Source organism: Streptomyces sp. NPDC096012, from assembly GCF_040426375.1.
Lineage (GTDB): Bacteria > Actinomycetota > Actinomycetes > Streptomycetales > Streptomycetaceae > Streptomyces.
This window is the reverse complement of the sequence record NZ_JBEOTD010000024.1, coordinates 11,917-36,492: the sequence shown is the minus strand read 5'-3', so window position 1 is coordinate 36,492 and position 24,576 is coordinate 11,917. Positions and strand designations below refer to the sequence as shown.

General features: G+C 74.6%; 9 protein-coding genes and 1 pseudogene. 1 reads left to right on the top strand and 9 read right to left on the bottom strand.

Annotation, left to right across the window (positions count from 1 at the left end; genetic code table 11):
• Window positions 1-152: 152 nt before the first annotated feature.
• The 9 genes from ABVB68_RS22485 to ABVB68_RS22445 all read right to left on the bottom strand — a co-directional run bounded on the left by ABVB68_RS22485 (window position 153) and on the right by ABVB68_RS22445 (window position 24,278).
• Window positions 153-1,436, bottom strand: coding sequence for an ATP-grasp domain-containing protein (locus ABVB68_RS22485; RefSeq protein ID WP_353602895.1), 1,284 nt, complete (start codon window positions 1,434-1,436; stop codon window positions 153-155).
• Window positions 1,433-2,695 (bottom strand): MFS transporter, encoded by a 1,263-nt coding sequence (locus tag ABVB68_RS22480; RefSeq protein WP_353602894.1) that lies wholly within the window; start codon window positions 2,693-2,695, stop codon window positions 1,433-1,435. The genes ABVB68_RS22485 and ABVB68_RS22480 overlap by 4 nt, the downstream gene beginning before the upstream one ends.
• The gene (locus tag ABVB68_RS22475; RefSeq protein WP_353602893.1) at window positions 2,695-5,307 is read right to left on the bottom strand and encodes an ATP-grasp domain-containing protein; all 2,613 of its coding nucleotides are present in this window, start codon (window positions 5,305-5,307) and stop codon (window positions 2,695-2,697) included. The genes ABVB68_RS22480 and ABVB68_RS22475 overlap by 1 nt, the downstream gene beginning before the upstream one ends.
• Window positions 5,308-5,474: 167 nt before the next feature.
• A complete protein-coding gene (locus ABVB68_RS22470) occupies window positions 5,475-6,140 on the bottom strand; it encodes a mycothiol-dependent nitroreductase Rv2466c family protein (protein WP_353602892.1) in 666 nt (221 codons plus the stop codon).
• Window positions 6,137-7,819 carry a class I adenylate-forming enzyme family protein gene (locus tag ABVB68_RS22465; RefSeq protein WP_353602891.1) on the bottom strand — a complete coding sequence of 561 codons (1,683 nt, stop codon included), beginning with the start codon at window positions 7,817-7,819 and terminating at the stop codon, window positions 6,137-6,139. Before ABVB68_RS22465 ends, ABVB68_RS22470 begins: the two co-directional genes overlap by 4 nt.
• A gap of 92 nt (window positions 7,820-7,911) precedes the next feature.
• The gene (locus ABVB68_RS22460) at window positions 7,912-8,889 is read right to left on the bottom strand and encodes a prephenate dehydrogenase/arogenate dehydrogenase family protein (RefSeq protein WP_353602890.1); all 978 of its coding nucleotides are present in this window, start codon (window positions 8,887-8,889) and stop codon (window positions 7,912-7,914) included.
• Window positions 8,886-11,066, bottom strand: a complete 2,181-nt coding sequence (gene pabB / locus ABVB68_RS22455; protein WP_353602889.1) for an aminodeoxychorismate synthase component I — start codon at window positions 11,064-11,066, stop codon at window positions 8,886-8,888. The genes ABVB68_RS22460 and pabB overlap by 4 nt, the downstream gene beginning before the upstream one ends.
• Complete coding sequence (locus ABVB68_RS22450) at window positions 11,063-11,365, bottom strand: chorismate mutase family protein (protein WP_353602888.1); 303 nt, start codon at window positions 11,363-11,365, stop codon at window positions 11,063-11,065. Before ABVB68_RS22450 ends, pabB begins: the two co-directional genes overlap by 4 nt.
• Before the next feature lie 592 nt (window positions 11,366-11,957).
• Window positions 11,958-24,278 carry a hypothetical protein gene (locus ABVB68_RS22445; protein ID WP_353602887.1) on the bottom strand — a complete coding sequence of 4,107 codons (12,321 nt, stop codon included), beginning with the start codon at window positions 24,276-24,278 and terminating at the stop codon, window positions 11,958-11,960.
• Here ABVB68_RS22445 and ABVB68_RS22440 point away from each other — a divergent pair.
• Window positions 24,259-24,576: pseudogene (locus tag ABVB68_RS22440) on the top strand (hypothetical protein); the annotation flags it as partial. The gene ABVB68_RS22445 and the pseudogene ABVB68_RS22440 overlap by 20 nt on opposite strands.

Below are 24,576 nucleotides of genomic sequence, written 5' to 3'. Positions count from 1 at the left end.
GCGTGTCTGGGATCTGCCGACTTGGGAAGGATCACATAGGGATGCAAAGGCACTTGAAGGCGACGAAGCGGTTGCCCGCGGTCCGCTCCCGAACGGTTCGGGAGCGGACCGCGCAGGGCGTGGCGCCCGGTGGAGCGGGCCGGTGAACGAGGTCAGGCGCCCTTTCCGCCGGACAGGTCCGGCCGGGCCGGCGCGGCGGGCCCGGTGGGCACGACCTCGACGCGCAGGGTCTCGCGGACGAACCGCACCGCGTCGTCCCGTTCGGCCGGGGAGCCCGCGGCGACCAGGACATGGCCGATGCGCTGCCCGGACGAGGTGAGCGGACGCACGGTGTCGCCAGGCCGCCTGCGCAGCCGGACCCGCACCACCGCCGGATGGGCGGTGACGCTCTCCACGCCGGTGATGCCGGTGACGGTGCCGGGCGGGGCGGTGGGGAAGACCGTGGCCGCGTAGGACACGGGCCGCCGCGGCAGGTCCGGCAGCGGCAGTCCGAGCGCGAGCCGCACCACGGCCTCGTACAGGTCGAAGCCGTACGTCAGCCCGATCGCGTCGGGCAGGTAGTCGCCGGGGGTGCGCACCGCGACCTCCATGAGCACCGGGCCGGCCGTGCTCGTCCGGAACTCCAGGTGCACCAGGCCGGTGCGCATACCGATGGCGCGCAGCACCCCCGACGTCAGCTCGCGGATCCGGTCCGCCGCCGCGGGGTCCGGGTCGTGACCGCAGCGGTGGACGAGCTCGACGAAGTACGGGGGCGGTGTGGTCTCCTTGGCGGTGAGGTTCTCGAAGAGCACCTCACCCTCGCGGACGAGCGCCTCCCAGCTGTACTCGGGGCCGTCCACCGCCTCCTCGACCAGGAGCTGGCCCTCACCGGCACGGCGGGCGACGACCTCCTCGACGGCCTCGGGGGTGCGGACCAGTTCCACCCCCTCGCTGCCCGACAGGTTCAGCGGTTTGACCACCACCGGCAGCCGTTCGAGCATCCACGCGCGCGCGTCGGCGATCCGGGCCACGTGCAGATGGGCGGGCTGCGGCACGCCGTGCGCGCCGAACAGGGCGCGTTGCAGTGCCTTGTTGCGGGAGACGACCGCCGCGTGCAGGGACGGCCCGCGCAGGCCGTACCGCTCCTGGGCCAGCGCCGCCGCGACGACCTGCGGTTCGGCGAATCCGATCAGGCCGTCGGGCACCCGCTCGGCGACGGCGGCCGCGACCGCGCCCGCCCAGGACTCCTCGCGGTCGCCGGACACCCGGTAGAAACGCCCGGCGAGGTCCGTCGGCCGGTTGTCCCAGGTCGCCGCGGACTCCACGGCGCGGGCTCGCAGGCCCAGCCGGGCGGCGGCCTCCAGATAGGGCCGGCCCATCGTGCCGACGCCGGCCAGCAGCAGTTCTCCGGGCCGCGCTGCGGCGGCGGAGGCCGGGACGGCGGGCTCGGCGCTCACGGGTGGATCCTCTCGACGGGGGCCGCCGGTTCGGCGGCGGGCGGGGCGGTGCGCAGCAGGCGGGTGACGGGTGTGACGAGCAGGGCGGCCAGGCAGAACGCCGCCGCGAGACCGATCCAGCCGGCCGGACCCGCGGCGATCACCACGGAGGTGATCAGCGCCGGGCCGACGATGCGCTGGCCGGTGCCGCCGAGGCTGAACACCGAGAGGTAGACGCCCTTCTGGTCCTCGGGGGCCCAGTCGTAGCTCAACTCCCAGCCGCCGGTGGCCTGCCACATCTCACCGAACGTCAGCAGGACGCAGCCCAGGGCGAGTACGCCCGCGGCGGCCCAGGGCGATCCGGGGGTGCCGGCCGCCGCCAGGGCGAGGCAGCACAGGGCGAGCGCGACGCCGCCGAGGCACAGGGAGCGGGCGGCGCCGCCCTCGCGCTCGGCGATCCGGGCGACCGGGACCTGCAGCACGATCGACATCAGGGTGTTGACCAGCACCAGGAAGGGCAGCGCCCCGGCGGGCATCGCGGTGGCTTCGAGGGCCCACAGCGGGAGTCCCACCGACAGGATCGTCACATGCAGGTTGAGGACGCCGTTGAGGACGGTCAGCAGTCCGTAGCGCCAGTCGCGGAACCGGCGTATCGCACGGAGCGGGCCGACCTTGCGCTGGACGGTGTCGGCGCCGTCCAGCCGCAGCCGGGTGAGCATGAGGGCCGAGACGAGGAAGGCGGCCGCGGTGCCGAGGACGATGACCCGGTACGGCCAGACGCTGTCGGCGGTCAGCAGCGGCGCGGCCAGCAACGCCCCTACGGAGAACCCGGCGTTGCGCACGGTGCGGATGATGGCCATGGTGCGCGTGCGATCGGTGCCCGCGACCGTCGCGGACGCCACCGCCTGGGTCATCGGCTGGGTCGCCGCCTCCGCGGCCGCCAGCGCGCAGGAGACGAGGGTGAACCCCACCAGGCCGTGGACGAGACAGAGCACGGCGAAGCCGCCGGCCCGCCACACCTGGAGGGCGACGAGCGTGCGCCGGGCACCGAAGCGGTCGCCGGCCGCGCCGATCGGCACGGTGGTCAGGAAGCCGACCACACCGGAGACGGCGAGCCCGGTGCCGACCTCGGCGGCCGTCAGCCCCACCGAGCGCACGAAGAACACCGCGGACGCCGCCAGATACAGGCCGGTGCCTATGGCGTTGACCAGTGAGATCACCGCGAAGGCACGGCCGTTGGCGGTGGCCGGTACGTAGGCGCGCAACACGGAGCGGGGCATCACCGCGCCCCCGCGGGCGCCTCGGCCACGGTGACGACGTCGATCAGGCCGGCCGCGTCCATCGCGTGTCGCGCGGCGGCCGGCGCGTCCTCGGCGGTGGCGATGACGAAGCCGGCCCGCTCCCAGGAGCTCGTGACGGGGCGGACGGTGGCGCCCGGCGCCACGGCGAGGTGCACCTGGAGCACGCCGGGGGCGGTGCGCGCACGGTCGGCACCCGACACCGCCGCGACCCTGCCGGGCGGCGGGGTCAGGAACCGTACGGCGGCGCCCCGGCGGGCCGGCCGCGGCTCGACCGGGCCACGGCCCTCCAGCACGCGCAGCAGGCAGCCGAGGATGTCGATGCCGTACGCCTCGTCGATCAGGACGGTGATGCCGCCGCCGGGCATCCGGCCCGCGCACTCGATCAGGTGCGGGCGGCCGTCGGGCTCCGCGAGGATCCACTCCGAGTGCAGGATCCCGGAGCGGAAGCCCACGGTCCCGGCGAGCCGGACCAGCGCGTCGCGCAGCGCGGACGTGGTGGCCTCGGGCAGCGGGGCGGGCACGGTGTGGCCGGTCTCGACCGGATGACGCGAGTCCTGGAGGGACTTGGCGGTGACGTTGACGAAACCGACGACCCCTTCGTGGACGACGGCCTCGACGCTCACCTCGGGCCCGCGCAGCCGCTGTTCGACGAGGTGGCGGGCCGACTCCCCGTGGTGGGCGCGCAGGGCCGGCTCGTCGGCCGCCGTGGTGTGGGTCCAGGCCGCGGTCACGTCGTCGGCCGGGCCGAGGAGCTGCACGCCCAGACTGGCCTGCCGGTTGGCGGGTTTGAGGACGACCTCGCCGCCGTACGCGGCGCGGAAGGCGGTCACGTCGTCGGGGCCGCCGGCGCTCGCCCAGGCCGGCTGGGCGATGCCGGCGCCGGCCAGGGTGGCCCGCAGCAGGGCCTTGTCGCGCAAGACGACGGCCGCCTTGCTGCCCGCGCCGGGCAGCCCCCACTCCTCGGCGAGCGCCGCGGCGGTCACCACCGCGTACTCGACGACCGGGACGACCGCGCGGACCTGCGGCGGGCGCGGCACGGCGGCCACGACCCGTTCGGGGTGGGCCTCGTCCTGGGTGGCGGCGGGCAGCAGGGCGGCCACGCAGGCGTGCCGCTCGGCGAGCCCGGCGAGTTCCCGGGCCGCGATGACCTCGGGCTCCTCCAGGACCAGCACCGAGTCGGCCGGCAGCAGGCCGTCCAGCTTGCCGAGCATGACCGGGCTGTGGCCCACGAGGACATGGGTGACGGAACCGGGCACCGGGGGCTCGTCGGGAACGGTGTCGATGCTGACGGCGGCGCGCACGTCGGCCTCCAGCGCGTCCAGTCCGGCCACGGTCGGGGCGTCGATGAGGAAGGACACGGCCCGGTCCTCGGAGCTGCGCAGTGCGCCCAGGCGGGCGCCCCGGTCCTGGTGGACGAGGATCGCGCGCAGGGTGGGCGGGTCGCCGGCGGCGCCGGGCCCGGTGCGCGGCCACAGGCCGCGTTCACCGACCCAGGCGGGCGCCACGTCGAAGCCCGTCACGGTGACGTCGCGCAGGACGCCGGGCGTGTGCTCCAGGTAGACCTGCCGGGCCACGCGCACCGGGGCGGGATAGGCGGCGGGCTCGCCGAGCGCGATCCGGATGATCTGCCGCTCCAGCGAGGCCCCGGTGGCCAGCTCGTACAGCACGCACAGGCCGTCGCCCGGCGGCCGCGCGGCGACCTCCATCAGGACGGGCCGGCGGTCCTCGCCGACCCGCCACTCGGCGTGCGCGACGCCGTCGCGGAAGGCCAGCGCCCGCAGCATCCCCGCGTTGGCGGCCAGCAGCGCCGCCTCGTCGGCCGGGCGGTCGCCGGGCACCGTGTGGGACAGTTCGACGAAGGTGGCGGCGTGCGTGTCCGTGGTCTCCTTGCGGGTGACGGAGGCGAACACGATGTCGCCGCCCTGGACCAGGGACTCCACCGAGTACTCCTGCCCGGTGGCCTTCTCCTCGATCAGCACGGTCTCGTGCGGGGGATGTCCGGCCAGCAGGTCGCGGAGCCGGCCCGGGCCGGCGACGCTCTCCACCCCGGAGCTGGAGTGCCGTCCGGCGGGCTTGAACACGACCGGATAGCGCAGGGCCGCCGCGTCGACGCGGTCCCGTTCGCCGGGCGGCACGACGACGGCCGCCGGGCTGCACTCGGGCAGGTACCAGCGCTGGAGGTACTTGCTGCGGCAGGCGCGGGTGGCCCGCAGTCCGGGGCTGGGCACGCCGAGGGCGTCCGCGAGCAGCCCGATCGGCTCGACCTGGGTCTCGCCGACGGCGCAGGCGCCGACGATGTCGTACTCCTCGCGCCAGCGGCGGGCGGCGGCCACCGCGCCCGGCAGGTAGGAGTTGTCGCGGCTGGGGTCCCCGTCGACGAAGGCGAAGTCGTCGATGGCGGTGGCGGGATGGCCGGCCTCCGCGGCCTTCGCCAGGGCCTCGTCCCGCCCGGCCGCGGGCGTGATGAGGAGGATCTTCAGGCCGCGCCGGGTCAGCTCGTCCAGATAGGCGGGTGACCGGCACACCACCAGGAATGATCCCGCCAGTACGAAGGCGGCGGGTCTCTGTCTTCCGTGCTGCGGGTCGTCCATCTCCGTCTCCCCCGAGTGCTGTTCACGATGTGGGTGCCTGGGCGGCACATGTCCGGCGTTCGGCGCGGACGGTGTCCGGCGTTCGGCGTTCGGCGTTCGGCGCGGACGGTGTCCGGCGGCGGCCGGGCCGCTCCGGCAACGGGAGCTGCCCGGCCGCGGGGGCCGTCTCAGTCGAAGCGGAGACTGCCCGTCCGGGTCCTCTTCAGCTCGAAGAAGTCCGGGTAGTTGGCGAGTGCGCGGGCTCCGTCGAAGATCCGTGCGGCCTCCTCGCCGCGCGGGATGGAGTTGAGCACCGGGCCGAAGAAGGCGACGCCGTCGATGTGGATGGTGGGCGTGCCCACGTCCTCCCCGACCGGGTCCATGCCCTCGTGGTGGCTCTTGCGCAGTTCCTCGTCATAGGTGTCGGTGTCGGCGGCGGCCAGCAGCGATTCGGGCAGCCCGCACGCGGCGAGCGCCTCCGCGGCGACGGCGAGGTAGTCCTTGTTGCCGCCGTTGTGGATCCTCGTGCCCATCTCCTGGTACAGGCCGGGGTAGACCTCTTCGCCGTGGTGGTGCGCGGCCGCGGCGCAGATCCGGTTGAGGGCGAGCGAGTTGTCCACCAGGGTGCGGTACCAGTCGGGCAGTTCCCGTCCCTCGTTGAGGACGAACAGGCTCATCAGCCGGAACCGCAGGTCGATCGGGCGGTGCTGCTGCACCTCCAGGATCCAGCGCGAGGTGATCCAGGCGAAGGGACAGGCCGGATCGAAGTAGAAGTCGACCTTGGCGGTGTCCGTACCGGCGCCGGAGGCCGCCCCGGTGGGGGTGCTCGCGGTGGCGGGTGTCTGTGCGGTCATGCGATGGGCTCCTCGTGGACCGCGACGGACGCGCCGTCGCGGTCCCGGACGTAGGCGGTCAAGTCGGTGTACTGCTCGCGCAGTTGCCGCTTCAGGACCTTACCGGTAACACCCACGGGCAGACCGGGCTCCTCCGGAACGATCTCCAGCAGCCCGAGCAGCGGGTGGCCCGCGGCCCGCAGGGCGTCGTTGGCCTGGCGGAGCAGCTTCTCCGGGTCGGGGTCGGCGACGGACTGGGCGACGGTGACGACGGCCACGGGCACCACCTTGCCGTCGCGGCGGCCCGCCACCACGGCGACGTCACCGGTGTCCGGCACCTCGTTGAGGATGACCTCCTCCATGAAGACGGAGTAGCCGGTGCCCTCCTCCGTCTCGATCGCGTCGGCGGCGCGGTCGACCAGGAAGAAGTCGCCCTCGGCGTCGCGGTAGGCCATGTCGCCGGGCATCCAGTAGCCGGACAGCCGGTAGCGGTAGGTGGTCTCGGAGTCACCCCAGTAACCGGGCGTGATCGCGGGCCCCTTGGCGGCCAGGTAGCCGATCTCGCCGTCGTCCGCGTGGCTGCCGTCCTTGCGCAGGATGGTGACCTCGGCGACGCCGACCGGCTTGCCGGCACAGCGGTCGTTGCGCTTGCTGTCCAGGGTGCGGGCCTTCAGCAGGACGCCCCAGCCGAGTTCGGTGGTGCCGAGGCGGTCCAGGAAGGCGGCGGGCGCCAGGCCCGGGCTGCGCATGGACAGCACCTTGGTGATGTGCGCCTGGTGCACGGCGTCGCCGATGGACACCCAGGCCTGGACGGAGTCCAGCGCGCCGGGCTCCGGTTCGATGTTGGCGAGTTCGGCGTAGGCGTGGGCGAAGGACATCACGGAGGTCGGCCGGTACTTCGCCACCGCGCCGGCCAGGCCCGGGCCGCTGCGGTCGCTGAGCGCGACGATCGGGGTGCCGCCGAGCACCGCGTAGACGGTGTAGGCGATGCAGCCGAGGTGCGACTGGGGCAGCGCCGTCATCATCAGCGCGCCGGGGTGCTCGGTGTGGTCGACCAGCCGGAACTTGGGCCCGGAGACGATCGACTTGTGGGTGTGGATGGTGGGCTTGGGACGGCCGGTGGTCCCGGACGAGTGCAGGATGGTGACCGGGTCGTCGTCGTGGTGGTGCCAGTAGGCGTCGTCCGGCAGGGTCGCCGCGGGCGGGGCGGGCAGCTCCTCGACGCTGGCGGTCCAGCTCAGGCCGAGGTCGGCGGTGGGGCCGAGCCGGTCGAGGCGGGCCTGGTCGGCGTACAGGCCGACCGGCGTGGTCTGCTCGATGAGCGAGGTCGCGATGGCCTGCGAGGCGTTGGAGTTGATCAGCAGGGCCACGGCGCCGATCTGGGCGAGCGCGTAGAAGTGCAGGGAGTAGCCGAGGGAGTCCTCGAACCAGACGGCGACCCGGTCCCGGGTCTGCACGCCCTGCGCCAGGTACCAGGCCGACCAGCTCTGCGCCAGCGCGTCGAACTCGGCGAGGCTGAACTCCTCCCGCAACTCGCCGTCCGGCGTGGCGATCGGTCGGCTGGAGCGCAGGAACGGCAGGTCGGGGTGCGGGTTGGCGGCGAGCGCCGAACGCAGCAGGTTCCCCCCGCCCACGCTGGGGTCGGCGGCGAGCGCGGAGCGCTGCTCGGGGGTGAGGACGGTGGGGGCGAAGGTGGTCATGGGCAGCCTCTCGGACAGGGGTCGGGCAGTGTGCGGTGGGATCGCCGCCGTCGGTGTCTCCCGGCCGCGGCCGGCCGGCCGCGTGTGATGCGTCAGTTCCGTGCGAAGAGCCGAGCGCAGGCGTCCTGGTGGTGGGCGAGGTCGTCGCCCAGGTAGTCCCGCAGTTCACCGAGGAGGGCGGTGAAGCCGGCCTCGGTGCCGTGCTCCACCGTCTCGGCGAGCCGGTGGATGCCGGCGGCCAGTGCCTTGCGGGCCGCGGGCGCCTCGGCGTTGGCGTACTGGACGTCCCAGTACACCTCCGGGGTGCCGCCGACGACGCGGGCGAGCAGCGCCAGCAGGGTGGTCGCGGGCGGCGGTGCGATCGGGCGCAGCTGCGCGGCGGGTACGCCCGTCCCGGCCAGGGCGAGGCCGAAGCCGAGCACGGCGGCGTGGGTGAGGGCCTGGGAGGCGGCGGCCAGCCGGTCGTGTTCGGCCGCGTCGACGCGCACCACGGTGGCGCCCCAGTCCTCGACCAGCCCGAGCAGTTCGGTGACGCCGGGGCCGTCGTGGACGACCACGGCGGCCACGGGCCGGCCGGTGAAGCCGAGCGCGGGGGCGAACATCGGGTTGAGGCCGACCGCCTGCACGCCGGGGGCGTGGTCGCGTACGGCCTGGGCCGCCGCCTGTTTCACGGACAGCGTGTCGGCGAGCACCGCGCCGGGCCGCAGTGCCGCGGCCAGGCCGGGCAGCGCGGCCAGCGCGACCGGTTCGGGGACCGCGAGGACGACCAGGTCGGCGCGGCCGAGTTCGGCGGCGAGCGCCGGATCGACGGCGGTGATGTCGCCCCGCACCCAGCGGGCCGCCTCCAGCGGCGCGGCGCCGGGACCGGCCGCCGGGTCCACGACGGCCGGGTCCACGACGGTCGCCTCGACGGCCGGATCCACTACGGTCACCTCGACCGCCGGATCCACTACGGTCACCTCAACCGCCGGGTCCACGACGGTCGCCTCGACGCCTCCGGCGAGCAGCCGTTCGGTGAACAGCCGGCCCACGGCGCCGGCACCGCCGACCACGACGGCGCGCCCGATCACGGCAGGCTCCCGACCGGGGCGGCCGAGGAGTCCTGCGCGGCGGAAGAAGCCGGGGAAGTCGGCGAGACCGGCGAGGCCGGGGCGGTCGCTGAGCCGGTCGGGGCCGGGGAGCCCGTCGGGTCGGGTTCGAGTGCGGTGGCGAGGACCGCGGTGACCATCGCGCGGGACTTGACGACGGTCTCCTCGAACTCCTCCTCGGCGTCCGACAGGGCCACGATGGCACCGCCGACGCCGAAGGCGACGCGGTCGGGGGTGGCGACCAGGGTGCGGATGACGATGTTGAGGTCGGCGGCCCCGCTGAGCGCGAACCAGCCGAGGGACCCGGAGTAGACGCCTCGCGGCCCCTCCTCGAGCCGGTCGATGATCTCCATGGTGCGCAGCTTGGGCGCCCCGGTCATCGAGCCGCCGGGGAAGGCCGCCCGAACGCAGGAGACGGCCGTCTCCTGGGGTCGCAACGTGCCGCGGATGGTGGACACCAGCTGGTGGACGGGTGCGTACGTCTCCACCTGGAACAGGCTCGGTACGTGCACGGACCCGACCTCGGAGACGACGTTGAGGTCGTTGCGGATCAGGTCGACGATCATCAGGTTCTCGGAGCGGTCCTTCTCCTGGCTGAGGAGGTCCCGGCGCAGCGCCTCGTCCTCCTCGGGAGTCGCCCCGCGCGGCCGGGTGCCCTTGATCGGCTTGGACTCGGTGACCCGGTCGGTGCCGACCGTGACGAACCGCTCCGGGGAGGCGCTGAGCACGGCGACGCCCGGGAAGTCGAGCAGCGCGCCGTAGGGCACGGGGCTCAGCAGGCGCAGCCGGGCGTAGGTCGTCAGCGGATCGATGCGGACGTCCATGACGACGGAGTTGGTCAGGCAGACCTCGTAGGTCTCGCCCTGCCGTATCTCCTCCAGGCTCTGCCGGATCCGGTCGAGGTAGGCGTCCTTGTCGTGGCGGAGGCGTACGACTCCGGCGGCCGCCGGGTCGATCATGCCGACGCCGCGGAAGGGGGCCGCGTCCTGCTGCCCGGCGGCCGGGACGGACAGCGCGCGCAGCCGGTTCTCGGTCTCCGCCAGCCAGCGCAGGGCGTCCTGGTCGTCGCCGTCGGCGGACAGGGCCAGCAGATAGCTGACGCCCTCGGCGTGGTCGACGGCGAGCATGCGGTCGGCGAAGAGCATCGCCGCGTCCGGGGTGGCCGACTTGTGCACCGCCTGGCCGCCGGTCTCGGCCTTGAGTTCGTAGCCGAGATAGCCGACGTAGCCGAGGTTGAACTCGAAGGGCAGGCCGTGCGGCACGGGCACGGCACGCGAGCGGATCTGCCCCTCGAGGTACTCGAAGAAGCCCTGCTCGACGATCTCGCCCTCGTCGCCTTCGCGGCCGGGGCTGCGCACGGTGACGCCGCCGTCGGACACCCGGTAGCTGACGTACTCGGCCAGGGGGCCGCGGCCGTCGCCGAGGAAGGAGAAGCGGGACAGGCCCTCGATGACCGCGCCGCTGTCCAGCCAGAAGCCGTGGGTGTCCCCGGCGAAGAGGGTGCGGTAGGCGGTCTCGGTGTCGGGCTCGACGTCGACCCGGCGCACGTGCACGGTGTAGCGCGACCGGTCGACGGCGCCGGCCGCGTGGGCGAGGGCCAGCCGGCGGAAGTTGTCCAGCAGTTCGCGCCCGTACTCGCTGCTGATGGACTCGGGGTGGAACTGCACCCCCCAGATCGGCCGGGACACGTGCCGCACGCCCATGACGACGCCGTCCTCGGTCCAGGCGACGGCCTCCAGTTCTTCGGGGAGGCTGACGGCGGCGAGGGAGTGGTAGCGCACCACGTCGAACGGGCTCGGCAGCCCGGCGAAAAGGTCGGCGCCGTTGTGGTGCACGGCGGAGATCCGCCCGTGCATGGGTTCGGCGGCGAGCCCGACGCTGCCGCCGAACAGATGGGTGATGCCCTGGTGCCCGAGGCACACGCCGAGGACGGGCAGTCCGCTGTCCATGATGGCCCGGGCACTGATGCCGAAGTCCCGGTCGCGGTCTGGGCGGCCGGGGCCGGGCGAGATGACGATGGCGTCGAACTCGTCGAACCGCAGCGACGACCAGTCGGCGGCGTTCCTGACGACGACCGGCGGCCGTCCGTTCACCTCGCCGAGCAACTGGTAGAGGTTGTAGGTGAACGAGTCGTAGTTGTCGATGAGCAGGGTCCTCACGAGGACCTCCCGATCACCCAGTCCTCGACCCGGCACGTCTCCTCGATGACGAGGTCGTAGAGCCTGCGCAGGAACGTCTGGTCGATACCGTGCCGCTCGCCGTACCGGGCGGCGCGTTCCTGCACGACGCCGATGCGGTGCGGCTGCATCATCGGCACGTCGTGCTCCCGTTTGAAGTGCCCGATCTCCACGCACTTCTCGATGCGGGCGCGCAGTTGTTCCAGCAGTTTTTCGTCGATCGCGTCGAGCTCCGCTCGAAGGTCCTCGATGGTGACGCCGGTCGTCGGCCTGTCCCCCATGGCTGTCCCTCCCCGCCTGTTCACCGTTCGAATGTGCCCGTCGGCTCCCTTGTGCCGCCACCTGCCCGATAGCTCGTATCAACGCAGTGCAGACAATGCGTGGATCGATACGAGGACAAGCGGGGCATTCCGACGGCTGACATTCAGCCAGAGCCCCGCCGCGCGGCGCTCGGTCGAGCAGGCGGATGGCCGAAACGGTCGGTAACCGCGGCGTGGCTGGAACACGCCGGTGACGTCGCGGCCGAAACCGCCGGTACGACGGCGCGAATGGGCAGGTGACGGGCCGACAGCCGGTCATTCGAAGGGCAGTGGACATACCGGCGGCGGCGCGGCATCCCGCCCCGGTCTCCGCCACGGGCGCCTCGCTCGCCACCATATCCAGCCGGCCGAGCACCACCTCGGCCGGCTGCCCAAGGGCACACGATCACGCCGCCTGCGCGGCGCTCCAGACGCGCTCGAGCGGGCTGCGGCACACTCCGCGCTCCCTGCCGAGCCGATCGTCGCCACTCGCCGGCGGCCGATCGTCGCCACTCGCCGGCGCCGGACGAGGGCGCCGCCATCGCCGACGCGGGCCCTGCTGCGACCGGCCGGGTCAGCCCGTGCCGGCCCGCTGGATGCTGTCACCGCTGTTGCCGACGGCGACGGACGTGCCGATGCGCCGGAAGTCGTTGAGCACGCCGAACATGCCCTTGTCCGCCGGCAGCAGCGCGACGAGGGCGGGGTCCGCCGTCAGCTCCGCGCGGAGCAGTTCCTTGTAGGCGTTGTAGGCCCGGGCCGTGTAGTTGGGTTCCGAGGCCGCTCTCGCCCGGTGGTCGTTGGTGACGGCGATGGAGGCGAGGTCCATGAGGAAGCAGTCGAACAGGTCGGTCACGTCCTGGGTTCTGGCGTTCTCCACCCGGTGCTGCGCGTCCCGGGCGAGGGTCCTGGCCATCTCCAGGACGATCTCGCGGTAGATGCGGTGCCGGGTGCTGCTCGGGAAGGCCGCCATGATGTGGTCCGCCTGACCGGCGCCCGTGGTGTTCATCGTGCGGGGCGTCTTCAGGTCGCCGAGTCCGGGTACGGGCAGCGGGAAGTCCCGGAACGCCTCCTCCTCGTCGGGGATCCCGGTGTTCTGGGAGGCGAGCGGGTGCAGGCCGATCTCGTGGGCCAGCATGCCCATGATGTAACCGATGTCGTATTTCTCGAAGTAGTAGCTCGCGAGGTTGATCTCCACGCCCGCGTCACCGCGGTCCCGCACGTCGGCCGGAGTTTCCGTCGTCCGCACGTGCAGCGTGATACGGCACGGACGCTCACCGAGGTATCGGCCGATCGTCGGGTGGTCACCGAGGAGTTCGATGATCCGGACCGCCTTGTCGCGGTACCGCTCGTCGGTGTGCTTGAGGTTGGTGAACTCGAAGTTCCCCGACTTGAACGGCGTGAGCACGGCCGTGGTCTCCCCGGGCATCCGGGCGGGGACCTCGGCGTCCACCGGCCCGGCCGCCGGCCGCGGCAGGGACACCGGGTCCACCCACACCGACGCGCGCGCCACCGGGGCCACGGCCCGGCGCACGTCCTCCCACCCGGCGTCCGGACCGGTCCCGGCCGTTTCGACGTCACCGATCAGAGCGCCCAGCAGGGCCAGGTGCCGCCCCCGCAGACCGCCGGGCGCGAGCGAGGTGTCCTCGGGTTCCGCGTGCAGGTCGCCCAGCAGACTGCCCGCGACGTGCGGGCGGTGCGGGGCGTCCGCGTCCCGGTACTCGTCCCGCAGACCCAGCTGGTGGCTCAACTCGTGCACCAGCTCAACGGGTTCGGCATCCACCCACCACGTGTTCTGGTCCATCGCCCGGTCCCGGCCCGCCAGGGACACCGTCAGGTGCGGCGCGTCCGCCGGATCGACGTACTCGACCGTGACATGCAGGCGGTCGCCGTTCGGGAGGCGGTGGGCGGGGGCGTTGAGGAGGTCCCGGACGCCGGTGTCGAGTTGTGCGCGGACGTGCGCGGTCTCGGCCTCCGGGCCTCTGATCGCGAGACGGACCGTGAGGTCCGTGACGGGCTCGCCGCCGTGGGTGAACCGTCGCGCGTCGAAAGCGGAGCGGACGACGAAGCGCGGGCGGTCGTCACGCGGTCCGGCCGGCCGGGGCGCGGGTGCCCCGGCCGTGGTGGACGGGGTGCTGCGCGGCAGCCGGGACTGGATGCTGTCGCCCTGGTTGTTGAACAGGGCGCTGCTGCCCAGACCCAGGAAGTTGCTCGTCACCCTCCACCAGACCTTGTCCGGTGGCACGAGAGCGCGCACCGGACTGTCGGCCGCCAGCTGGGCGAGGAACATCTCCCTGTACGCGTTGTAGACCTTCGCCGTGTTGCGGGGCTCCCAGGCGGCGTCCTTGCGGCGGTCGTTGGTGAGCGCGATCGTGGCCAGGTCCATCAGGTAGCAGTCGACCAGGTCCGTGACGTCCTGAGGCCTGGCGCCCTCCTCGCCCACGCGCGCGTCCTCCGCGAGCACATGCGCCATCTTCTGCACGATGTCCCGGTAGATCCGGTGCCGGGTACTGCTCGGGAAGGCCGCCATGATGTGGTCCGCCTGACCGGCGCCCTCGGTGTTCATCGTGCGCGGGTTCTTCAGGTCCGCGAGGCCCGGTACCGTCAGCGGGACACCCTCGAACATCGACTCCTCGTCCGGAATCCCGGTGTCCCGCGACGCGAGCGGGTGCAGACCGATCTCATGGGCCAGCATGCCCATGATGTAACCCATGTCGTACTTCTCGAAGTAGTAGCTCGCGAGGTTGATCTCGACACCCGCGTCACCGCGGTCGATGACGTCGGCCGGGGTCTCGGTCGTCCGCACGTGCAGCGTGATACGGCACGGGCGGCCACCGATGTAGTCCCTGATCGTGTCGTGCTTCCGCAGCAGCTCGATGATGCGGATCGCCCGGTCGCGGTACCGCTCGTCGGTGTGCTTCAGGTTGGTGAACTCGAAGTTCCCCGACTTGAACGGCGTGAGCACGGCCGTCGTCTTTCCGGAGTCGAGATCGATCTCGACGTCCGACGCCGGGTCCGTGACCGTGGCATGGCCCATGTTCACGCCCGGGTCCGTCGCGGCGTCGGCCCCGGAGAGCGTGTTCAGGTCGTACGCCTCCTCCGGCACCGTTGCGGGGGCGGGCGCGGGCGCCTTCGGCCGGGGTGCCGGGGTGCGCTCGTACAGGGGGACGAAGTCGCCGCCCCGGCGGCGCAGGCGGAGATGGGTGCCGCTGTCGCCGGCCGGACCGGGGTAGGTGTGGGCGGTGCCGTTCTCCTCGACCAGGGTGACGGTGGTGCCGGTCGCGGCGGCGGCCCACTCGGCCACCGCGCGGTCGGCCCCGGGGTTCCAGGGGGCCTCGGCGAGGTGGCGGCGCAGGTGCCCGTCGCGGGCGTACCGGCTCGGCTCGGGCTCCCCCGGGCGGACCACCAGGGGCGGGGGCGTGAAGAGGGCGTCGCGCCGGGCCGGTTCACCGGGCAGGCCGTTGAGGCGCATCAGCTGGGCGGGCCGCATGTCGGCGCGGACGCGGAGGCGGGTCGCCTCCTGACGCTCGACGCCCGGCTGCCGGGCGGCGTGGCGCAGGGCCGCGGAGAGGGCGCCGAAGAAGCCGTTGCCACGGCCGGTGGCGGTGCCCTGGGTGTAGGTGGCGCCGTCGGGTGCGGTGAGGACGCCGTCGCGGCCGAGGCGGTAGCGGGGTCCGTCGCCGTCGGCGGGCGGCATCCAGGGCGGGACGGTGTGGCTGCGGTGCGCGGGCGGCTGCGCCGGGCCGGGCGTCGCCGTACCGGAACCCTCCCGTGTCGCCGGGGTCGGCGTCGTCGCCGTACCGGAGCCCTCCCGTGCCGCCGGGGTCGGCGTCGTCGCCGTACCGGAGCCCTCCCGTGCCGCCGGGGTCGGCGTCGTCGCCGTACCGGAGCCCTCCGGCGTGGCCGGGGCCGGCAGTGGCGTGGTGACCGGGGCCGGGGTGCCGGGCGGGAGGGCGGCGTGGAAGAAGCCACCGGCGGTGAACAGGACGGGGTCGGTGGCCGGGTCGACGGCGGCCGGGTCGGCGCCGGGCGGCAGGAACAGCTGTTCGCGGCCCTCGCCGGTCACCACGGTGAGCGGGGTGCCGAGGACCCGTGCGGCCAGGGCGGGCAGCAGGTCGGCGCCGCCGTGGTCGCCGGCGCGGCGCTCGGGCGGGGTCGTGTCGCCGTCCAGGTCCCGGGTGGTGCGCGTGCCGGCCCCTGCGTCCGTGCTGCCCGTGCCGTTCCCACCGTCCGTCGTGGCACCCCTGGGCTCGCTCGAGAAGGGCCGGGACAGTGCGGCCACGGCGAGTGCCGCGCGCTCGTCGGCCGACGGCCAGTACGTGTCCGGGAGGCGGCCGAAGGCGTCGAACTCGGCCCGCTGGGCCGGGGTCAACGTGACTCCCGCGGCGTCGAGTTCGTCCCGTGTGAAGGTGTCCCGGACGTCCATCGCGAGGGCGTCGAGGAGGTCCTCGTTGCCGTCCTCGCCCAGCGCCCAGGCGAGGCGGTCGCGGGCGGCGCCGATCGCCTCGGCGGTGACGGCCGGGTCGCCGGGGGCGGCCGCGAACCGGGCGGCGAGGTCGGTGCCGAGCAGGTGGGGCAGTCGCCCGCGGTCCCCGGCGGCGGCGAGCAGCGCGTGGAAGAAGGAGGCGCCGTCGTGCGGCACGTCGTGGATCTCGCGGACGGTCGCGCCGTCCGGGGAGGTGAGGGTGCGCGGGCCGGTTCCGGTGCCGTCGGTGACCGTGTACGGGGCGGGGGCCTCGGAGCGCCAGCCCGGCTCGGTGTACGGCTGCGGCCGGTCCGGCACCGGGACCGAGACCGATCCCTGGTGGTGGGCGGTGAGGCGGGAGGCGGCGAGGTGCAGCCGCTGGTGGTCGGCGGCGGCGGTGTCGGTGCGGCCCTGCCAGCGGCGGACCTCGTCCCGGGCGGCCTGCCACGCGCGTACGGCCGGGGACTCGGCCGCTGTCCTCGGCAGGACCGTCGGCAGATCGGGCCGGCCGTCGCCGAGGGCGGCCCGCTCGTCGTCGCTCAGCGCGAGCCAGGTCTCGCGGGCCCGGGCCCGGGCGTCGTAGTAGGAGCTCTCGGCCTTGGCGAGGTCACCGGCGGCCCTGGCGAGGTCGTCCCACGCGGCGCCGGCCTCGTCCGGGAAGGTGCTCTCGTCCAGGAGGCCGTAGTCGCGGGCGATGTCCTCGCGCAGCCACACCAGGGCGGTGGTCTCGGCCTCCACGGCGCGCGGGCCGCGCCGCGCCTTGCCGAGCGCGCGCAGCGGCCGGCCGTCGGTGACCCGGTGGTCCACCTCGGCCACGGACAGCCAGCTGACCGGGACGGCGAACAGCATGGTGCGGTCGGTGACGACCTTGACGTGGGTGCCGGAGGTCGTGTCCACGGTGGCCTTGAGCGTGGTGCCGTCTTTGGAGCCGCCGATCGGCACGGTGGCGCCCGGGTTGGTGACGCCCGCGTTGCTGTTGCCCGCCAGCGGCGAGGTGCCGACGGCGCCCTCGACGTTGTCGGTGATGCCGGACTCCAGCGCGTCGGAGGTCTTCTGGCGCTGCATGGCCTCCATGCGCGGCTTGTTCTCGACGGCGAGGAGGCGGGCCCCGCTGCGGTGCATCTTCGCGTAGAGGCGGGATTCGGCGGTGTGGAACTGGCCGAAGAGGCGGGCGGAGGCCTGGGTGGGCAGCACGGAGCCGTTCGTGCCGAGCGCCTCGCGGAAGCCGGCGGTCAGGCCGGTCTGGGTGGTGGCCTCCTGCTGGGCCTGGGCGGGGGCGGTGCCGAGGCCGGTGAGCGGGGTGAGGCGGGCCATGCGGACGCGTTCGGAGAGGGCCCGGCCGGTGTGCCGCCTGCCGAGGTCGCTGTCGCCGAGGCCGTCGGCGCGGGCGGTGGCGAGGGTGAGGGCGTCCCGCACGTTGGCGGCTCCGCGGATGTCGACGGCGAGGATGCCGGACCCGACGCGGTCGTCGAAGGGCAGGACGTCCGTGGCGCCCTGGCCGGTGCCGTCGGTCCCGGTTCCCGCGGAGCCGGAGGTGCGCCAGGCGGCGATGCCGTCGGGGCGGGCCTGCTCGGCGGTGAGCATCCGCACCGCGCGTTCCGGTTCCGGCACGTCCTGCTCGGTGAGCGCGCCGTCGGCGCCGTCGCCGTCCGGTGTGAGCAGGCCGGCCGGGACCATCTCGTGGAGGTCGCCTACCTGGGCGACGGCGCGCGGCGGGAGCGGCTCGCCGGTGGCGTCGGTCATGGTGACGGTGAGGGTGTAGCTGGTGACGATCTCGGCGTGCGCCTGCGTGGTGGCGACGTTCGGCATCGAGGTGGTGCCGGTGGTCTCGGTACGGCCGCTGGACCGCTGCTTGGCGGCGGTGCCCTGGAGCGAGGGGCTGGCGACGAGGACGCCGCTGCCCGCGGCGCGCTCACCGGCGCTGAGGGTGACGTCGGCGCCGCGGTCCTGGGAGGAGCCGTCCGCGTCGTCGCGCGCGGTGGTGCGGTAGTCCTCCAGCTCGTATCCGGTGCGCAGCCGCTCCACCGTGGTGGTCACCGGGGTCAGTCTGAAGTGGAGCTGTCCGGGGCTGCCGCCGACGGGCAGGTGCGTGGGGCTGGTCCAGGTGCGGTAGCGGACGGGCAGGGTCATTCCGTCGGTGGTCAGCTCGTGCAGGTGGGCGCGGAGGAAGTCCGGGGAGAGCCGTTGCAGGACCTGCTCGCGGTCGTGCGAGGGCACGCCGCTCCGTTCCAGCCGCCGCATCAGCTGCTGGGCCGCGTGACCGGCGTCGAGCTGTCCGCTGGGGTGGGCGGCGAAGCGGCGCCCGCGCAGGAAGGCCGGCACCCGGTAGCCGCGGCCGAGGTTGCGCGGGGTGCCGGTGCCGAGGCCGTCGGGGGCGAGCCCGGCCTCGATGGCGTCCTGCATCGGCAGGTGGAACATCACCGCGTCGCGGATCCGCTGGAGCGCGGCGGCGGCCCGGCGCGGGGCGAGGCCGCGGCCGAGGCCCTGGGAGATCCGGCCGGCGGCGGAGCTGATCCGCGCTCCGGCGCGGGTGCCGACGATGCCCGTCGCGGCCGTCCAGCGGTCGCGAACGGCGACGGTCTCGGCGGCGTCGGCGACGACGAGGTACATCCGTCCGGCGAAGGCGAGCGTGGTCTGGCGTCCCCGTGTGACGGTCGCCGAGACGCTCCGGCCCTTGCCCCAGGCGTACTGGAGGGCGGTCGAGTAGGAGCCGACCACCGCCTGCTTGCCCGGAGCCTGCTGGAGCGGCATGTCGGTGCCCTGGAGGCCGAGGGTGGTGCGGGAGACGGTGGTCGCGCTGCCGGTGACCCGGTGCTCGTTGCCGAGGGTGGCTTCCAGGCTGGACGGCTTCGGGTCGCTGCGGACCCGCAGGCCGTGCAGTTCGCCGCGGACGGCGGCCTTCAGGTAGTGCGTGCGCAGCGGCCCGGCGCCGGTGAGTCCGGTGATCCGGGAGCCGAACGGGCCGAGGTACTGGCCGAGTTGACCGGCCACGCCGAGGTCGGCCAGGGCCCGGCGCAGGGCCGTGCGTACGGGGGCGCCGGGCGCGCTGACGTGCCAGGTGCCGCCCGAGGCGCGGTCGGCGGTTTCCTGCGCGAGTTGCCGGCGCTGCCGGCCGCCCGCGGTGCTGAGGACCACGTGCGGGGCGCCGAGCAGCTTCCGGACGAGCTGCCGGTCGGCATCGTCCGTGCGTGGCAACGGGCGTGTGCCGTCGAGGAGTTGGTCGGCCTCGGCGGCGGACAGGGGGCGTGGTCCGGGGGCCGGGGCGGGTGCCGGGCCGGCGGGCGTAGGGCCGACGGGCGTCGGGTCGGTGGGCGTAGAGCCGACGGGCGTCGGGCCGGCGGGCGTAGAGCCGGTGGGCGTCGGGTCGGTGGGCGCGTAGCGGTCGGAGCCGTGCGCCGCCGGTACGGCCAGCTCCACCCGGCCCACGGTCTCGGTGCCCCCGGTGAACAGCGGGCGTTCGGCGACCTTGCTGACGAAGACGCCGGTACCGAGCACGCCGAACGTGGCGAGCCGGGCCCAGCCGCGCGGGCGGCGGTGGCCCTCGAAGGAGGCGCCCAGTTCGACCCGGTAGCTGTAGAGGTCGGCGCCGTTCTGGTAGGTGAGGTGGTCGTGGGCGACCGCGACCGTGGCACGGGTGGCCTTCTGGCCGGTGACGGCGTAGCGGGCGCCGAGGGAGACGTTGCCGGTCCGGCCCGGCAGGCCGGTGCCGGGCACCTTGTCATGGTCGCGCGGGGAGATGCCGAGTTCGGCACCGGCGGAGAGGGTGGTGGACGCCTGCTGTCCCTGGCCGGAGATCTCGGTGCCGATCACCGCGTTGCGCAGCGAGCGTTCACTCAGGGTCGACTCGAAACGCCGGTCGGTCAGCCGGGCCCGCAGGACCAGGGTGTGGTGGCCACGGCTCACCTTGCCGTCCTCGGTGAGGGTGACGGGCACACCGGTGGTGGTCAGCTCGTCCAGACTCTGGGCGAGGGTCGGCCGGTCGAGGGCCTCGCGCACCTGGCGGTCGTTGTGCAGCGCGGTCCGCATCCGCCCGTCGCCGTACCAGAACCGGGCCAGCCGGGGGTGCCGCAGCATCAGCGGCGGCACGAACAGCGAGGGGTAGGAGCGGTGCAGGGTCTCCAGGACGCTGTCGGCGAAGACGCGCATCGGGTCCGGCGAAGCCGCGGGGGCGGCCGGGGCGGGCCGCTGGTCCTGCCGGTCCTGGTTCTGCTCGTCCTGGTCGGCAGGCGCGACCGGGTCCGGTGAGGCCGTCGGATCGGGTACGTCGCTCGGGCCGTCCGGGCGGAAGCCCTCGGCGCGGACCTGGCCGCCGAGGTGCACCGGGTCCTCCCGGGTGAGGTACCACGGGACCGGCGGCTCGGCGTCCGGGTGCGGTCCCGTCCGTCCGGGCGTGCGGCCGTCCCAGCCGGCGAGGCGACGGGCGTCCTGGGTGGACATCCAGTCGAGGCTGACCACCCGCACCGAACGGGCCGCGGAGGACGGCTCGCCCGCCTTGCGGACCACGAGGGTGCGCTCCACGCGGTAGAGCGCGACGGGCTGGTTGCGGATGCGGCCGGTGACCTTGCGGGCGGCGTCGGTGCCGAGGTGGTGGCCCCGGCCGATGCCCAGGTCCGTACGGATCGCCGCGCCGCCCTGGAGGCGTACGTCTGTCTCCGGGCCGGCGATCGTGTAGTTGGGCCCGGAGGTGATCTGCAGGCCGAAGCGGGTCTCGCGGACGTGGCCGCGTTGGTTCTGGTACGTGGTCTGGGTGAGGTCGCGCAGCTCCGCCTTGACCGACTCGGTGACCAGGGTCGCCCGGTGCGGGACGGACCGTTCGACGATCAGGTGACCGAGCGGGTGCCGGCCGCTCCCCCGGGTCAGCTCGGGCCCGCTGACCGGCCCGGAGAGCCGGCCGAACAGGGAGAGCAGCCGGCCCGGCCGGACGTAGGACACGAGCGTGCGGTGGGCAGAACTGCCGGGCCGGGCACCGGAGACGGCGAGGGCCAGTTCCTCCGGCGGGTCCGTCAGGTACAGACCGGTGATGTCGGAGACGCGCGGCTCGGCGCCGTCCGGGAAGGTGAGCGTACGCGGGGCCCGGCGGGGGCCCGTGAAGGGCACGGTGAGGTCGTCCGGCAGCCGCCAGCTCAGCCCGTCGCGCATGGCGAAGCGGGCGCTGTGCACCTGGGTGCGCCGCCAACGGGGCGCCGTGGCCCCCGAGTCGGTACGGCCGTCCCGTCCGCCCGGACCCGGCGCCTCGGTGACCCGCTCCACCCGGACCCGGTAGTGGACGTCGTCCAGGTGGAGGTGCGAGCCCTCCCAGCCGCGGTGCTCGGACTGGTGGTAGGCCTGGGTGCCCAGGGTGTAGTCGGTCCGGCGCGTCCAGCCCAGCGAAACACCGATCTTCAGCAGCCAGTTGAGCGGTGGACCCATGCCGAGGGCGGCGGCGACCCGGCGCCCGGATCCGACACTGCGCCCGCCGCCGGTGCCGGCCTGGCCACGCCGCATGGTGTCCATCCGCACGGTGGAGCCGTTGACGTCGCTGAACCGTTCCCAGCGGTGGTACGGGATGGCCTCGACCGTCATCTCCAGGCCGACGCCGGACTTCTCGCGGCCGACGAGGCGTGCGCCGCGCGGCGCGGTGAAGGCGGCGGGCTGGTGGGTCAGCAGGCGCAGCAGTTCCGCCTCGTCGAAACGGTCGCGCAGCTTCTTCGGCAGCTGTCCGAGGATCTCCCCTGCCACGTGGCCGGGCGAGCGCAGGGTGAGCCTTCCGGGCCCGGTGAGCAGCCCGCCGGACGTGGTCGCGGGGGTGCCGTCGGGGCGCGGGGCCTCCGGGTCGGACTCGGGGCTGATCAGGGCGGCGGGCAGGAGGCTGCCGTCCTCGAAGGTGACGGTGCGCGGTGCCGGACCGGGCGGCCGGGCGTCCGGACCGGTCAGCAGCCGGGCCGGGCGGTGCCGTTCGAGCTGGGTCTCCAGCGGCACCGGATCGCCGTGGTCGGCGTGGCCGGTGTCCGGGCCGTAGACGCCGTCGACCCCGCCCATGCCGCGCAGCCACTCGCCGAACGGGTCGGGCGCGGCGAACTCCTCGGTCACCGGGTCCGGGAGGGCCGGGTCCGGGGTGCCGGACGCCGGGGCGGGGTGGGGGGCACCGGTGGTGGTGACCGGGTCCGGTACGGCGGTGAGCGGGGCCGAGGCCGGGACCAGGGCGTCGAAGTGGTCGCTGCCGTTGTAGGACAGGTGCAGGGTGCCGCCGCGTCCGCCCGGGTGGAGCGGGGTGACGAGGGTGGTGCCCGGCGCGTGCCGGTCCGGCTGCACGAGCCGCAGATCGAGGTCGAGGGTGTGCGCCGCCGCCTGCGGGATCAGGTCGGCGAAGGGCGAGGACCACAGGGCGGGGTGCTCGGCCGCCGCGGCCATGAGTCCCTCGGTGCCCAGGTCCCGGGCGGCGGCCGGGGTGGGCGCCACGGTGGCGAGGTGCGGATAGCCGCTGTCCCGGAGGATGCGCCGCCACCGGCGCGGGTCGCCTTCGGTGACGACCTGCTGCGCGATCCGGTTCCAGCGCCGTGTGACGGCCTGGTGCCGGCGCGGGTCGCGCACTCCGGCGAGGGCGGTCATCCGCAGGTCGTCCACCACAGCGAGCACCGGGTCCGGGGTCGCCTCGGCCGCGGCGGCGGCCAGTTCGGACCCGGCGATCCGGTCGCGCAGCAGCCCGCGCAGTCCGGCGACGTTGCGCGCGGCCCACGCGGGCGGTACGTCCTGGCTCCGGGCGCTGTCGAGGAGGGCGCGGAAGAAGCAGTTGCCGTCGCCGGGCGTGTCGAGTCGGCGGAAGGCCGTGCCGTCCGCGTGCACGACGTCCGCCCGGCCGGACGGTACGGCGTCCTTGCTGAGCAGGGTCAGGTCCTCGGCGGTGCTCTCCGGGCGGCTCGGCGCGGGCGCCAGATCGGGCCTGCGGCGGGCGAGTTCGGCGGTGTCCTCGGGGCTCAGGGCCAGTTCGGACAGCGGCAGCGGGGTGTCGGAGAGCGACCAGGTGACCTGTGCGGCGGGCGCGTAGGCGAGTCCCCGTACGTCCTCGGGCGAGACGAGGGTGGTGGCCGGGAGGGCGGGCGGTGGCGGGGGCAGCAGGGCGTCGAGGGTGGTGTCGGGCCCGGCCGTGGTGCGCAGTCCGGCCGCGGCCCGCAGGAACGCGGTGTACTCCTCGGCGGTGGGGTCGCCGCCCGGGCTGGTGGCGGGGGCGCCGGCGCGGCGCCGGTCGACGGTCATCCGCTGCAGCAGGTCCGGGGTCATCCGGCCGTCGCCGTAGCGGGCCGCGGTGTCCGGGCTGAGCCAGCGCAGGCCGTCCACGTAGGCGAGCCCGGCCAGCGACTCGTGGTTCTCGGGGCGCTGTTCCGCGTCCGGGCCGAGGGCGTCGCGCAGGGTGCGGATCTGCTGGAGGGTGCGGGCCCGGGCGAAGGCGTCCGCAGGGCCCGGTCCCGAGTGCAGGCCGGCCACACGGGCCAGGGCGTCCAGATCGGCGCCGGTGGGCTCGGGGGTGAACAGCCGCCACCGTCCCGGCCCGTCGGGGCCCTCGGTGAGCACCGCACGGACGTCGCCGTCCCGGTCGCGGGCCGTGCCGACCTCGGTGGTGGGCGCGTACACGGGCCGCCCGGTCCGGTTCGCGACGTGCTGGGCCACGGGCAGGCCCGCCACCTCCGGCTGTCGTCCGGTCTCACAGGAGAACAGCACCAGCGGCCGGTCCTGGTCGCCGTCCCCCGTCCAGGTCTTGAGCACCTCGCCGAGCTGCACGCCGCTGACCTTCACGGTGGGGTGCGCCGCGTCGTCGGTGCCGAGCGTGACGGTGCGTGCGGTGCCGTGCCCGGCGAAGTAGTCGGCCCCGTGCTCGGTGCCCGAGCCGGGCAGCGGGGCGGGCGGGCCGGTGAACACCGTACGGCGAGCGGGCCGCCCCTCGGACGGGTCCGGCGCCGTGGAGGTCTCCGGGCCGAGCGAGGTGGTGCGCACTCCTCGGTAGGTGTCCTGGTCGATCAGGGCACGCCGGCTCGCTCCGTGCGCGGTGCCGTCCTCGGCCGCGCTCTGCGAGATGGTCAGCGTCCGCACGGCGCGCCCCGGCACCGGTTTCACCGCGGTGTCGGGCACCAGGCGCCGCAACCGGGCCAGCGGCACGGTGTGCCCGTCGAGGGTGGTGACGACCGGCCCGGCGGTGGGCCGTACGACGATGCGGGCCGGGGGTGCGGGAGGGGGGCTGCCGGGAGCGGTGGCCTCCGGGGTGCCGGGCTCGGGCGGGGGCGGGGTTCCGCCGTCCGCGGGGCCGTGTCCGCCGCCCGGACCGGCGCCGCCGGTGTGTCCGCCGGTCTCCTCGGCGTCGGTGGCGGTGGCGGACATGGTGGCAGTGTCCCCGGACTCCAGGTGCAGGTCGGTGGCCACGTCGGTCGGGGGCCGGGAGGGCGTGGCGAGCTCGGCCGTCACGGGCTCGGCGGAGACGGTGGCGGGGGGTGCGGCGACGGCGCTGTGCACCGGGGGCTTCGCGTCCGACACCGGCTTCGCGGGCTGCGGAGGTGGCGGAGACGGCTCGGCGCCGGAGGTCGTCACCGGCCCGCTGTCCACGGTCGTACCGCTCTCGGTGACGGGGCGGGGCGCCGGGCGCTTCGCGTCCGACACCGGCTTCGCGCGCTGCGGAGGTGGCGGAGACGGCTCGGCGCCGGAGGTCGTCACCGGCCCGCTGTCCACGGTCGTACCGCTCTCGGTGACGGGGCGGGGCGCCGGG